General features: G+C 62.8%; 11 protein-coding genes. 3 read left to right on the plus strand and 8 right to left on the minus strand.

What is annotated here, in order from left to right; genetic code table 11:
* Nucleotides 1-288: 288 nt before the first annotated feature.
* From choV to IB261_RS30140, 4 genes are all read right to left on the minus strand, one after another.
* Entirely contained in the window at nt 289-1,467 is a 1,179-nt protein-coding gene (gene choV, locus IB261_RS30125) for a choline ABC transporter ATP-binding protein (protein WP_192210512.1), read from the minus strand.
* A gap of 5 nt (nt 1,468-1,472) precedes the next feature.
* The gene (gene choW / locus IB261_RS30130; RefSeq protein ID WP_081519043.1) at nt 1,473-2,312 is read right to left on the minus strand and encodes a choline ABC transporter permease subunit; all 840 of its coding nucleotides are present in this window, start codon (nt 2,310-2,312) and stop codon (nt 1,473-1,475) included.
* A 54-nt stretch (nt 2,313-2,366) separates the two neighbouring features.
* Nucleotides 2,367-3,308: a choline ABC transporter substrate-binding protein gene (locus tag IB261_RS30135; protein WP_045213872.1), complete on the minus strand. Its 942-nt coding sequence runs from the start codon at nt 3,306-3,308 to the stop codon at nt 2,367-2,369.
* A gap of 241 nt (nt 3,309-3,549) precedes the next feature.
* Nucleotides 3,550-4,488 (minus strand): choline ABC transporter substrate-binding protein, encoded by a 939-nt coding sequence (locus tag IB261_RS30140; protein ID WP_081519042.1) that lies wholly within the window; start codon nt 4,486-4,488, stop codon nt 3,550-3,552.
* 335 nt (nt 4,489-4,823) lie between these two features.
* Between IB261_RS30140 and IB261_RS30145 the strand changes: the two genes are divergently transcribed.
* From IB261_RS30145 to IB261_RS30155, 3 genes are all read left to right on the plus strand, one after another.
* Complete coding sequence (locus IB261_RS30145) at nt 4,824-6,200, plus strand: L-serine ammonia-lyase (RefSeq protein ID WP_192383520.1); 1,377 nt, start codon at nt 4,824-4,826, stop codon at nt 6,198-6,200.
* A gap of 382 nt (nt 6,201-6,582) precedes the next feature.
* Nucleotides 6,583-7,689: a choline metabolism transcriptional regulator GbdR gene (gbdR, locus tag IB261_RS30150; protein WP_024766695.1), complete on the plus strand. Its 1,107-nt coding sequence runs from the start codon at nt 6,583-6,585 to the stop codon at nt 7,687-7,689.
* A 165-nt stretch (nt 7,690-7,854) separates the two neighbouring features.
* Nucleotides 7,855-9,318 carry a cyclic-di-GMP receptor FimW-related protein gene (locus tag IB261_RS30155; RefSeq protein WP_192383519.1) on the plus strand — a complete coding sequence of 488 codons (1,464 nt, stop codon included), beginning with the start codon at nt 7,855-7,857 and terminating at the stop codon, nt 9,316-9,318.
* A 62-nt stretch (nt 9,319-9,380) separates the two neighbouring features.
* Here the strand turns inward: IB261_RS30155 and IB261_RS30160 are convergent, their stop codons facing one another.
* The 4 genes from IB261_RS30160 to IB261_RS30175 all read right to left on the minus strand — a co-directional run bounded on the left by IB261_RS30160 (nt 9,381) and on the right by IB261_RS30175 (nt 12,365).
* Complete coding sequence (locus IB261_RS30160) at nt 9,381-9,860, minus strand: BRO-N domain-containing protein (protein ID WP_225606159.1); 480 nt, start codon at nt 9,858-9,860, stop codon at nt 9,381-9,383.
* A 541-nt stretch (nt 9,861-10,401) separates the two neighbouring features.
* Nucleotides 10,402-10,800, minus strand: coding sequence for a VOC family protein (locus tag IB261_RS30165; RefSeq protein WP_151188804.1), 399 nt, complete (start codon nt 10,798-10,800; stop codon nt 10,402-10,404).
* 146 nt (nt 10,801-10,946) lie between these two features.
* Complete coding sequence (locus tag IB261_RS30170) at nt 10,947-11,636, minus strand: hypothetical protein (RefSeq protein WP_192383518.1); 690 nt, start codon at nt 11,634-11,636, stop codon at nt 10,947-10,949.
* Between the two features lie 483 nt (nt 11,637-12,119).
* A complete protein-coding gene (locus tag IB261_RS30175; protein WP_192383517.1) occupies nt 12,120-12,365 on the minus strand; it encodes a hypothetical protein in 246 nt (81 codons plus the stop codon).
* Nucleotides 12,366-12,609: the final 244 nt, after the last annotated feature.

The raw sequence follows: 12,609 nt of genomic DNA on the forward strand, positions 1-12,609 counted from the left end.
TCCTACGTTTCCTTGCAACATCGGCGCAGGGGCTCCCCTCACCCCAGCCCTCTCCCGGAGGGAGAGGGAGCCGTTCGGAGTGACGGGGTTGTGACGAATGCAGCCGGCGAACTCAAAGCTTTCCAAGCGCAGAGGGCGGTCCCCTCTCCCCCTGGGAGAGGGCTAGGGTGAGGGCCAGCCGTGGCACCATGCCAAATCTGCAGGCGTCCTCCTCGCTCCTACAAAAGAGCCCCAACAAAAACGCCGGCCCCCTTCCCAGGGAGCCGGCGTTTTTGTTCAGGCGGGCAATCAGCCCAGGTTCTTGCCCAGCAGCGCGTGGTACAGCTCGCTGTCGCCGAGCACGCCAACCACGCGGCTCTGCTCCTGCAGCACCAGCTTGTGGCCGGTCTGGTAGCGGATCTGCAGCGCGTCGCGCATGCGGATGTTGACGTCCACCAGGGTCGGCTCGTGCTTGAGCTTCTCCACCGGGTCACCCGGGCGCCATTGCTGCAGGTCGATGATGTTGCTGCCCTGGCGAGCGGTCTTGATCTGGTTCGACTCGGTCAGGCCCAGCCAGCAGTCGCGGCCCTGGTCGAAGCACACCTCGTCGGCCTGGCGGCGGCACTGGTCCAGGCCACGCATCAGGCTGGAGCCGCACAGCACGTTGAGCGGGTTGGTGTGGGCGACGAAGGTGCGCACATAGTCGTCCGCCGGGCTGAGCACGATTTCCTCGGGCTTGCCGTGCTGGATGATGCGGCCGTCCTTCATGATCGCAATGCGCGTACCGATCTTCAGCGCCTCGTCCAGGTCGTGGCTGACGAAGACGATGGTCTTGTGCAGCTGGCGTTGCAGCACCAGCAGTTCATCCTGCAGCTGCTGGCGGATCAGCGGGTCCAGCGCGGAGAAGGGTTCGTCCATCAGCAGGATGTCGCCATCCATCGCCAGCGCGCGGGCCAGGCCGACGCGCTGCTGCATGCCGCCGGAGAGCGAATCCGGGCGCTTGTCGCGCCATTGCGACAGGCCGACCAGTTCGAGCTTCTCGTCGATCACCTTCTTCCGCTCGTTGGCCGGGCGGCCCTGCATCTCCAGGCCGAAGCCGATGTTCTCGGCCACGGTCAGCCAGGGCATCAGTGCGAACTTCTGGAACACCATGGCGATACGCTTGGTGCGCATGGTCTTGAGCACCGCCGGCGAGCAGTTGGCGATATCCACCTGCTGGCCCTCGTGCTCGATCAGCAGCTTGCCGCGGCTGACCCGGTTGAGGCCGTTGATGCAACGCAGCAGGCTGGACTTGCCCGAGCCCGACAGGCCCATCATCACGCAGATTTCGCCGCGTTCGACATCCAGGCAGGCATCCTCGACACCCAGCACCTGGCCGGTGCGCTTGAGGATTTCCTCGCGGCCCAGGCCCTGATCCAGCAGCTTGAGCGCTTCCTTGGTGTGGGTGCCGAAAATCACATCCACATGTTCGAATCGAATCGCCGACATAGTACTTACCTCCCCCGCAGCGAACGTTGCTTGCACACCCGGTCGAGCAGGATGGCGAGCAGGACGATGGCCAGACCGGCCTCGAAGCCGAGGGAAATGTCCGCCGTGTTGAGCGCGTTGACCACCGGCTTGCCGAGGCCATCAGCACCCACCAGCGCGGCGATAACCACCATCGACAGCGACAACATGATGCATTGGGTGATCCCCGCGCCGATGCTTGGCATGGCGTGCGGCAGCTCGATGCGCGTCAGCAGTTGCCAGCGCGAGCAGCCGAAGGCCTTGCCGGCGTCCAACAGCTCCGCCGGCACATCCTGGATACCCAGGCAGGTGAGGCGGATGGGCGCGGCGATGGCGAAGATCACCGTGGAGATCAGACCCGGAACCACACCCAGGCCGAACAGGGTCAGGGTGGGGATCAGGTAGACGAAGGTGGGCACCGTCTGCATCAAATCCAGCAGCGGCCTCAGCCCGGTGTAGAACCAGGGCTTGTGCGCCGCCAGGATGCCCAGCGGCACCCCGACGGCAATACACACCACCGTGGCGAAGATCACCTGCGCCAGGGTCTCCATGGTTTCCTGCCAGTACCCCAGGTTGAGGATCAGCAGCAGCGAGGCCAGGGCAAATACGGCAAGCCCCCAGCTGCGCTGGATGTAGAACACCAGGAAGACCAGCAGCGCGATCAGCGCCAGCGGGTTGAACCAGAGCAGGCTGTTGGTGACGCCGTGGATGAGGAACTCGAGGGTGTCGGAAATCTTGTCGAACACCGACGCGCCATGTTGCGTGAGCCAGTCGACGAAGGCGGCGATATGCTCGCCCAGCGGTAACTTGTGGTCAGTCAGAAACATAATGCGGGCCCATCAGAAGCTTGAGGAATCGGCCAACGGCAATGCTTTCGGCACTTACTTAGCGAATGCCACCTTGGCTGCCGCCAAGGCCGGTTTGCCGTCACGGGTGGTCACGCCGGCGAGCCAGGCGTCGAGCAGTTCCGGATGGTCCTTCAACCAGGCTTTTGCCGCCTCTTCGGGCTTCTTGCCCCCGTTGAGCACGGCGTCCATGAGTTTGTTTTCCATTTCCAGGGTGAAGGTCAGGTTGGTCAGCAGCTTGCCGACGTTGGAACATTCCTGGACGTAGCCCTTGCGGACGTTGGTGTAGATGGTCGCGCCGCCGTAGTTGGGGCCGAACACATCGTCCCCGCCTTCGAGGTACTTCATCTTGAAGCGGGTGTTCATCGGATGCGGTTCCCAGCCCAGGAACACGATCCACTGGTTGCGGCGGTCGGCGCGCCCGACCTGCGAGAGCATGCCCGCCTCGCTGGACTCCACCAGCTTGAACTTGCCCAGGTCGAACTGGTTCTTGTCCAGCATGCCCTGGACCAGGCGGTTGCCGTCGTTGCCCGGCTCGATGCCGTAGATCTTGTTGCCCAGCTTGTCGGCGTACTTGCTGATATCCGCGAAGGATTTCAGCCCGCCGTCGTAAGCGGCCTGGGTCACGGCCAGGGTGTACTTGGCGCCCTCGAGGTTGGCTTTCACCGTCTCCACCGAGCCATTGTCGGCGTAGGGCTTGATGTCGTTGGCCATGCTCGGCATCCAGTTGCCGAGGAAGACGTCGAGATCCTTGTTCGCCAGCGACTTGTAGGTCACCGGCACGGACAACATGGTCACCTTGGTGGTGTAGCCAAGCGACTCGAGCACCTGACGGGTAGTAGCGGTGGTCACGGTGATATCGGTCCAGCCGACGTCGGAGAATCGAACCGTGCCGCACGACTCAGGTTCAGCGGCCTGAACCGCCAGCGGTGCGCAAACGGACACAGCAGCCAGCAGCAAAGACTTGCAACCTTTCATGAGCGTACTCCTCTGCGGGGTGGGGCGACGGCGCTGCGCGCATGGGGCGCGGCGGTCTGAAAATTATTGGTGGGACCTCAGGTACAGGTCCTTTTGTTGTCATTTCGTAAACGATCATGGAGCAGGAAAATTTCGTCGCCTACCGGGTGGGTCGCATCCAGTGCAGGCGAAGTCGTATTCAGCACCAGCCATGTCGCATCCAGTGGAAAGGCCCGGTTCCAGCGACTTGCAGAGGCCCGGATCATTCCATGGCGGCGGTTTTCTGGCCCCCTGGCGCCGCACCCGATGCGCTCGGAGCGACACCCTGCAGCCAGCCGTCGAGTACCTGCGGGTTGGCCTTCAGCCAACTCTTGGCGGCCTGGCGGGGATTGCGTCGCTCGTTGAGCACCGCATCCATCAGCTGGTTCTCCATCGCCAGGTCGAATTTCAGGTTCTTCAGCAGCCGCGCGACATTGGGGCACTCCTGAAGATAGCCTGCTCTGACGTTGGTGAAGACCGTCGCACCGCCATAGTTGGGACCGAAGTAGGAATCCCCTCCCTCCAGATAGTTCATTTGGATTCGGGTATTCATCGGGTGCGGCTCCCAGCCCAGGAACACGATGGGTTGCTTCAAGGCCCCGGCTCGCTTGACGTAGGCCAGCATGTCGGCCTCGCTGGACTCCACCAGCTTGAAATCGCCCAGACCGAAGGCTTTCTCCTTGATCATCTTCTGGATCAGCTGGTTGCCGTCGTTGCCCGGCTCGATACCGTAGATGCGCCCGCCCAGCTGCTCCTTGAATTTTGCGATATCGGCAAAAGTCTTCAGGCCCGCCTCATAGGCATAGCGCGGCACCGCGAGGGTGTACTTGGCGCCTTCGAGGTTGGCGCCCACGGTTTCCACCTGGCCCTTGTCGGCGAAAGGCTTGATGTCGTTCGCCATGCTCGGCATCCAGTTGCCGAGGAACACGTCGATCTTCTTCTCCGACATCGCCTTGTAGGTGTCCGGCACCGACAGCCGCACCACCTGCGTGCGATAGCCCTGGTGGCTGAGCACCAGGCGGGTCACCGCGGTGGTCACGGTGATGTCGGTCCAGCCGACATCGGCGAAGCGCACCACGGCGCAGGATTCGGGTTCGGCGGCGCGCACGACGCCCGGAAGTACCACGGATAACGCCAACAGCGACGACACAAGACTCTTCATGAGACCAGCCTCTGACTGCGGAGAATGGGGGTGGATACGGGCGAACGCGGCCGTTCGTCGGTGGCGGATCATGGAACAGCGAAGCCGCCCACGCCTATCGACCGGTCGTGGTTCATGGCGCTCGCGTCGTAAAGAGGCAAGCTTTCGTCGGCCCCGGAACAGGTGGCTTCGCGCCCCGCACCGACGGGGTGCGCAGGCGGCGTTATTGGATACGGCCGCGTCGCCGATGGACGCAGCCGGCGCCGGACTTGGGTCGATGATGGCCGGGCATCGCGGGCACAGGGACGTGCCTATCCCCCCTCTCTCATGGACGTGCAGCTCGCCCGGAGTCCGGCATGGCAATCAGTGTGTTCGACCTGTTCAAGATCGGTATCGGCCCTTCCAGTTCGCACACGGTCGGCCCCATGCGCGCCGCCGCGCTGTTCGTCGGCGCCCTGCGCGAACGGCAGATGCTCGAACGCACCAGCCGCGTGGAGGTGCGCCTGTACGGCTCGCTGTCCGCCACCGGCGTCGGCCACGGCACCGACCGCGCCGTCATCATGGGCCTGATGGGCGAATGGCCGGACCGCGTCGACCCCAGCCAGATCGAACCGCGCATGGCGCAGCTGCGCAGCAGCGGCGAACTGCTGCTGGCCGGCAGCCGGGCGATCCCCTTCGACTGGGTCCGCGACATGCGCCTGCTCGAAGAAAACCTGCCCTACCACCCCAACGCCATGCGCCTGACCGCCATCGAAGGCGACCACGTGCTGCACAGCGACACCTACTACTCCATCGGCGGCGGCTTCGTGGTCGACGAGGAACAGGCCGCCTCCGGCAGCCTCGACACCGACAACACCGTGCTGCCCTACGACTTCGCCAGCGCCGCCGAACTGCTCATGCTCTGCCGCCGCCACAACCTGCGCGTGTCCGAGCTGATGATGGCCAACGAGCGCATGTGGCGCAGCGAAACCGACATCCGCGAAGGCCTCAGGAGCATCTGGCAGGCCATGCGCGACTGCGTGGAAAACGGCCTGCGCCACGAAGGCATCCTCCCCGGCGGCCTCAACGTGCAGCGCCGCGCCGCGCGCCTGCACCGCAACCTGCAGGAAATCGGCAAGCCCAACGTCATCGGCTCGACCCTCTCCGCCATGGAATGGGTCAACCTCTTCGCCCTCGCCGTGAACGAGGAAAACGCCGCCGGCGGGCGCATGGTCACCGCGCCCACCAACGGCGCGGCCGGCATCATCCCGGCGGTGCTGCACTACTACATGCGCTTCAACCCCGACGCCAGCGACGACGACGTCACCAACTACCTGCTGGCCGCCGCCGCCGTCGGCATCCTGTGCAAGAAGAACGCCTCCATCTCCGGCGCCGAAGTCGGCTGCCAGGGCGAAGTCGGCTCCGCCTGCGCCATGGCCGCGGCGGGCCTTGCCGAAGTGCTCGGCGCCTCCCCCGAACAGGTGGAGAACGCCGCCGAGATCGGCCTGGAACACAACCTGGGCCTCACCTGCGACCCGGTCGGCGGCCTCGTCCAGGTGCCCTGCATCGAACGCAACGCCATCGCCGCGGTGAAGGCCATCAACGCCGCGCAGATGGCCCTGCGCGGCGACGGCCAGCACTTCATCAGCCTCGACCAGGTGATCCGCACCATGCGCAACACCGGCGCCGACATGCACGACAAGTACAAGGAAACCTCGCGCGGCGGATTGGCCGTCAGCATCATCGAGTGCTGACCCTCAATCGACCACGCCAGAGCCGGCGCGCCCCCTGATGGCGCAAGCGGTACGCCCGTCCCGACCAGACAGCGGGCGTTACCGTTCCGGGCACAGCACTACCGGCGCCGTGACCGGTGAGTGCTACCAAAAACCCCAGGCCACGATCCATGCGTATTTGCGACCTTCGAGGCGTCGCATTCCGGACCTGCAAAAACGGCATTCCCATGCCGTTTTCTTTTTTAGTTGAACGCCCATTCAACCTAGGCACGGCATTTGCCTTGTCATAGGCAGCGAGAAAAGAGGAACCGCCCGGGCCAACCCCGAGGCCGACTCCCGAACAGAACAACAAGCATAAGAAACGCCTCCCGTGAGGCGACTGTGACTAGCGTGAGGTGACTGAATGAACGCGTTCAACCCCGGAGTTCCCCCGCAAAACCGAGCTCCGCAGTCCATCGGCTTCCTGCTGCTGGACAACTTCACCCTGATCTCCCTGGCCTCGGCGGTGGAACCGCTGCGCATGGCCAACCAGCTCTCCGGACGCGAACTCTACCGCTGGCACACCCTGAGCCTCGACGGCCGCCAGGTCTGGGCCAGCGACGGCCTGCAGATCACCCCCGACGCAGCCTGCGACAGCGCCCCGCAGATGGACACGCTGATCGTGGTCGGCGGCGTCGGCATCCAGCGCAGCGTCACCCGCGAACACACCACCTTCCTCCAGGCCCAGGCGCGCCTGGGTCGCAAGCTCGGCGCCGTGTGCACCGGCAGCTGGGCCCTGGCCCGCGCCGGCCTGCTCGACGGCTACGACTGCTCGGTGCACTGGGAATGCCTGGCCGCCATGCAGGAAGCCTTCCCCCGCGTGGCCATGAGCACCCGGCTGTTCTCCATCGACCGCAACCGCTTCACCTCCTCCGGCGGCACCGCGCCGATGGACATGATGCTGCACCTGATCGGCCGCGAGCACGGCCGCGAACTCTCGGCGGCGATCTCCGAAATGTTCATCTACGAGCGCATCCGCAACGAACAGGACCACCAGCGCGTACCGCTCAAGCACATGCTCGGCACCAACCAGCCCAAGCTGCAGGAAATCGTCGCGCTGATGGAAGCCAACCTCGAGGAGCCCATCGACCTCGACGAACTGGCCGTCTACGTCAACGTCTCGCGCCGCCAGCTCGAACGCCTGTTCCAGAAGTATCTGCACTGCTCGCCGTCGCGCTACTACCTCAAGCTGCGCCTGATCCGCGCGCGCCAGCTGCTCAAGCAGACCTCGATGTCGATCATCGAAGTCGCCTCGGTGTGCGGCTTCGTCTCCACCCCGCACTTCTCCAAGTGCTACCGCGAATACTTCGGCATCCCGCCGCGCGACGAGCGCCAGGGCCAGCCCATCGGCCAGCCGGTCATGGTCATGCCCATCCCGCAGGACCTCGCCCTCATGCCCAACTCCTCGGCCATCTCCGCGCTCAGCCAGGCCCAGGGCGAATCCACCTTCGCCAGCGTGCGCGTGCTCTGACGACACCCTGGAGCAACACGAAGGGGAGGCCACCGGCCTCCCCTTTTTCATTCCTGTGACGCATGACTCCCCATCATTCAGATTCGTCTGAATCGCAAAGCGCCGAGAATCTCGCAGTCTCCGAACGGTCGGCCCCAGCCGGCAAGCTTTGGAGCCACGAGACACATGGATACCGCCCTCGAATACCTGGCGCGGCGTACGCGGGAGCTGTATCGCACGGCCATCGAACTGAACCGCTCGACGCTGACCGGCATCCAGCTGCTGCGCCAACTCGAACGCCTGCGCCCGGAAATCTTCGACGTCAGCCGCCAGCTCGCCGACCTACTCGGCGAACAGACCGACGCGCTCGCCCAGGCCCGGGCCGACAAGGCGCAGAAGCTCATCCTCGCCCTTCACCGCCGGCTGCTCAGTGGCTACTGGCACCTGCTGCGGACCCGCCGCGCCGAGCGCAAGACCGCCGCCCTGCTGATGCAACGCATGGTGCGCAGCCTCCAGGAAGTCCACTGCAACTGCCTGCAGAACCAGCACCCGGCACCCCCCGGCCTGTGGCACCTGCTGCACCAGCTGTACGGGCGCGCCCTGCGGCTGGAAGTCCAGCACCTGCCCATCAGCGACGGCGAAGCCTTCGAACCGCGCAGCCAGACCATCGCGGGGGGCTACCTGCATTGCCTGCTCATCGCCGGCTCCCGGCCGCTGGAAATCCCCGCAGAGAGCTTGCCGGCGCTGATCGAATCCACCCAGGTCTTCGCCTCCATCGTCCACATCCAGCCGGAACAGCCGGGCAACGCCTGGCGGCTTGATCGCGAGAGCGACCGTCCCTTCCGCGATCCGGATGCCGCGAGCAGCAGCAGCGGCCTCGCCCTGAAGCTCGACGAACTGCTGGACATGCTCAAGCGCTTCGTTGCGGCCAGCAACGGCGACGCGGGTTTCGATCTCAACGCCCATCTGCTCGCCTGCTGGGGCACGGCAGACGCGGCCCCGGGTCCCTGGCAGGTCTGCCGAGGCATCCCGGCCCTGCTCGCCCACCTCGGCGTCACCGAGGACAGCAGCCTCGATGCCCGCCACTTCCAGCGCCAGCAACACCAGAGCGACGTCTGGTCCCACCATTCCAGCGGCCGCGGCGGGCTGGACGAGCTGGTCGCGCACCAGGGCGACATCGAGTTCAGCCCCCCCACGCCCGTCCCCAGCCTTCCGCCCACCCTACCGCTGGACCAGCCCCACACGAGCGGGCAACACTTCAGTGGGCACTGGGAAGACTCGCCGCCACCGGCCGTTGGCGAACTGCTGGGCCTCCTCCTGACTCCCGGCGGCGCCTGGCAACTGGCCCAGGTGGAAAGCCTCCGCCTGCTCGGCGGCGACCGCTATGAACTACGTGGCGCGTGGCTGTCCGCACAACCACGCCCCTGCCGCCTCAGCCTGCGCAGCAAATTCCAGGAAAGTGCACCCCACCACGCCCTGCTGCTACCCGACACGAACCCACTCCGCGTGCTCTGCCCGACACTCCCGCTGGAGGCGGGCCGAAAGGTCACGGTGGAAGATCAGGGCCGACACTACATGGCCTTGCTGGGAGAACCGGCCGGCAACACCTTCCCGCTCACCCCACTGGAAGTGGCCGCCGACCCGCCCTGATACCTGAGCCCGAGACACACCCTCGCCCGCCGGAGAGGGTGCTGTTGCTGGAGCGGTCAGCCCTAGCCCCGCCCGCCCAGCTCCATCAACCGCGCCGCATCGGTAAACCGCACCCACAACCGCCCCTGCCAATCCAGCAAGGCAATGTGCTGCCCCTGCACCTCCCGGAACTTGTGGCGCGGCAACAGCGCGTTGTCCTGCTGCGCCGCACGCAGCGCCGGCACCACCTCGTTGCTAAGCCACTGCCGAAGGCTGCGGTTCTCCGGGTGGTACAGGTGCAGCAACAGCAGCGCATACACCCCGCTCTCGCTCACCAGCCACTCATCCTCCGCCGCGCCGGCCAGGCGCTCCCGGCGCGACTGGTCCGGCTCCAGCTTGCGCACCAGCTCCGCCCCGCGCTTGCTCGCGGTCAGCTTGGTCAGGTCGCGCAGCACGAACCACGGCTGCTGATCCAGCAGCACGCCGCGCAACTGGCGGTTGTAGCGCACGAAGGATTGGGTATTCAGGCCATGTTCGGCCGGGAAGGACATCGACGTCATCATGCAGTAGCTCCTTGCTCAAGACAGGAAGCCGCCGCCCGAAACATCCGAAATGGGAGGCGGACCGTGCAAGGGTGGAAAACCGGAGAACTTGCGAACGAAGACCGGCCGGACCGAAGTCCGCCTCACACGGTCCGCCATAGACAGCCAGAGCTGATCCCGCCCAGTTATGGACGGAATTATCTCTGCTATGGCGTTCACAAGTTCCGAGCAGGTTTCCACACCTGACCACGCCGAAACGTGGTGCCAGGAACGCTACGCAGAGGGCTTGTAGGACCGCAACGCCGGCGCAGTGTAGGGAAACTCCCGCGTTGACCGGAGCAGAAACCCGCGCCCTTCAGGGAATTGCCTAACCCGGTGAATGCCGTCTCAGGAACCCGCCGACAGACGCGTAGGGCGCATAACCCGGAACGGGTTATCCGCCAGGACGGCGGATAACGCCTCAGGCGTTATTCGCCCCACCCAGGCTATCGAGCCACGGAGCCGTTGCAGGAGCGGGCCATGCCCGCGACCGCGCCCATGGGGCGCTCCTGCAGGTTGCCCCTCAGCGCACCAGACTCAGCTGCCACGACACCCCGAACCTGTCGCTCACCCAGCCAAAGCGCGGGCTGAAGCCGTAGTCGCCCAACGGCATATACACGCGCCCACCCTCCGCCAGCACCGCGAAGATGCGCTCCAGCACCTCCCCCGACTCGAACTCCACGAAGATCGAACTGGACGGCGTGAAATCGAAGTCATGCTTCACCGGGCTGTCCGAACACAGGAATGCCTGCCCGCACACCTCGAACCGCGCCACCTTGATCGTCCCCTCCGGCCCCGGCTCACCGGCGCCATAGCGCTCCACGTGCACCACGCGGGAGTTGGGAAAAGTAGCGAGATACAAATCAAGCGCCGCCTGCGCGACGCCGCCCTGGAACATGAGGAAGGGAGTGGCTGTAGTCATGACGGCTCTCCTCTGGAGAAAAGGGCCAGTCTAGGTCACGAGGCACTGGACCAGGCGCAGAGCGATGAAGCACTCACCGCGCTGGAGCTAACCTCAGCAGACCAGCAGACGCGGCTTGAACTGCACGAGCTCCGCTTTCTCCCGGATTATTTGCGCACCGTTTCGTAGTCGTAATGTTCATTTTTTACACAAAGGTCAGTTTTGACTTCCCGAACATCTTGCGGCGAACCAACACCACTTAACTCACTGACGGTCAATTTGCAGGTCGTCACCAGAAACTGTGGCTTCTCGAACACAAATTTCACCTCATAGTCCTTCCCGGCCTCGGGGTTGAGGGATACCGGCGATGGATAGCATGACGCACTACCTTCCTGGCTATGCATCGAATAGTTGATCGACAAGACCGAGGGCTTTCCCACCGGGATCACGACTTCGTCGTACCCCAGTCGATCGCTTTTGAGTGCTTCTGTGGTCTTGGAAGTCGGCATTCCAATGACCTTATTTCTATAGTCTTCCGCCTTCATGCCACGCAGATCGGTGTCCCGCCACAATATGTAAGACTCCTTGTTTTCATACACTCGCAGATAGGTTTTCTTGTCGGTGGCCTTGCCGGGATGGAAATCCTCACAAGCCGCTCCAGGCTGATAGGATGAGTAGTATTCTGGCGAAGAGAAGAAGCGGACGCGTGCTGTGGAGGCAGGGTCATATTTTGCAGCCTCCGCGTCATTTCTTACATTCATCTTTTCATAGCTGCAGCCCTGAACCAGTGTTACCAGCAGAGCAACAGCAAGGATTGCCAATGCTTTCCCGTTCAAGACCTTGATCGACAACAACATGAATAAATTTCCTTCTTCCTGGTTATCAGGTTGTTCCAACACCGCCGCTGTGCGTCACATATCATGGGAATAAAAACTGTCACCGCTTGCCCTTCAACGGCACCGATAAGGACTTTCGCCTTTCAATTCATCGCCCGTGTTGTTATCTCGAACAACAACGGTCGCCACAGAAGGAATTCCGCACAAGGCATTTCGGACAGTATATATCCCTGAACCTTCAGCAATATTCTTCCTATCTCCCATCACTACTTCGCCATTTGTATCGTAGGCCGTCAACTGATAATAACCGGACAGCGTCATACAGCCTGTCAGTAGCGCTGAACCAATAGCTAGCAAGCACAGATTCTTTGTAAGCATCACTCAGTAAACCTCCAATCAAAATGAGAAGAGAAAAATAGGAAAGGCTCTCCCTTTTCTCTAGCGCTGACTTAGGTTTCGTTTTGATTAGAAAAAACCTTTCGCCTCTTAACCCTCAACCAGCACTTAATCATATCCGCCGCGCTGTATCTCTTTTGCCTTTTTCTTGCTACGGCGTTTAAATGGACTCAGAAGCCCTTCAAGAGCAAAATAAACAGGAAATAATATCAAAAAAAATGCAATGGGATTCTTGAAATCAAAGAATCTTTCCAGCTTACCGGCAATCAGGCCGGAAACGATCATAAGAAGAACAAATCGAATACCAGAAACCAACGACGACATGTATTCATTAAGCAATCCATCAGGCTTCATTTGAAACTCCTGCCACGCGAAATTTAACCAGCGAACACCCCACTCCGCCCCCTTTTGTTACTTTTCTTTTTTCTCAACCCCTTCCAGACTTAAAGTAATTTACTGCAAAAACAACTCCTAGAAAGAAGGTCATTATCCCTCCCCCTCTCAAAGCACTCTCGGCAGCAGACTCCATCACATTCCACAGGTCGAAATCCTGCCCCCTTAAATGCATGACAAATCCTATTGAAACTGTCGACGCTAG

This window comes from Pseudomonas sp. PDM20 (assembly GCF_014852575.3).
Lineage (GTDB): Bacteria > Pseudomonadota > Gammaproteobacteria > Pseudomonadales > Pseudomonadaceae > Pseudomonas.

Excerpts from the sequence above, each read along its gene's own strand:
- choV (WP_192210512.1), bottom strand. The coding sequence starts at position 1,467 with ATGTCGGCGATTCGATTCGAACATGTGGATGTGATTTTCGGCACCCAC.
- choW (WP_081519043.1), bottom strand. The coding sequence starts at position 2,312 with ATGTTTCTGACTGACCACAAGTTACCGCTGGGCGAGCATATCGCCGCC.
- IB261_RS30135 (WP_045213872.1), bottom strand. The coding sequence starts at position 3,308 with ATGAAAGGTTGCAAGTCTTTGCTGCTGGCTGCTGTGTCCGTTTGCGCA.
- IB261_RS30140 (WP_081519042.1), bottom strand. The coding sequence starts at position 4,488 with ATGAAGAGTCTTGTGTCGTCGCTGTTGGCGTTATCCGTGGTACTTCCG.
- IB261_RS30145 (WP_192383520.1), top strand. The coding sequence starts at position 4,824 with ATGGCAATCAGTGTGTTCGACCTGTTCAAGATCGGTATCGGCCCTTCC.
- gbdR (WP_024766695.1), top strand. The coding sequence starts at position 6,583 with ATGAACGCGTTCAACCCCGGAGTTCCCCCGCAAAACCGAGCTCCGCAG.
- IB261_RS30155 (WP_192383519.1), top strand. The coding sequence starts at position 7,855 with ATGGATACCGCCCTCGAATACCTGGCGCGGCGTACGCGGGAGCTGTAT.
- IB261_RS30160 (WP_225606159.1), bottom strand. The coding sequence starts at position 9,860 with ATGATGACGTCGATGTCCTTCCCGGCCGAACATGGCCTGAATACCCAA.
- IB261_RS30165 (WP_151188804.1), bottom strand. The coding sequence starts at position 10,800 with ATGACTACAGCCACTCCCTTCCTCATGTTCCAGGGCGGCGTCGCGCAG.
- IB261_RS30170 (WP_192383518.1), bottom strand. The coding sequence starts at position 11,636 with ATGTTGTTGTCGATCAAGGTCTTGAACGGGAAAGCATTGGCAATCCTT.
- IB261_RS30175 (WP_192383517.1), bottom strand. The coding sequence starts at position 12,365 with ATGAAGCCTGATGGATTGCTTAATGAATACATGTCGTCGTTGGTTTCT.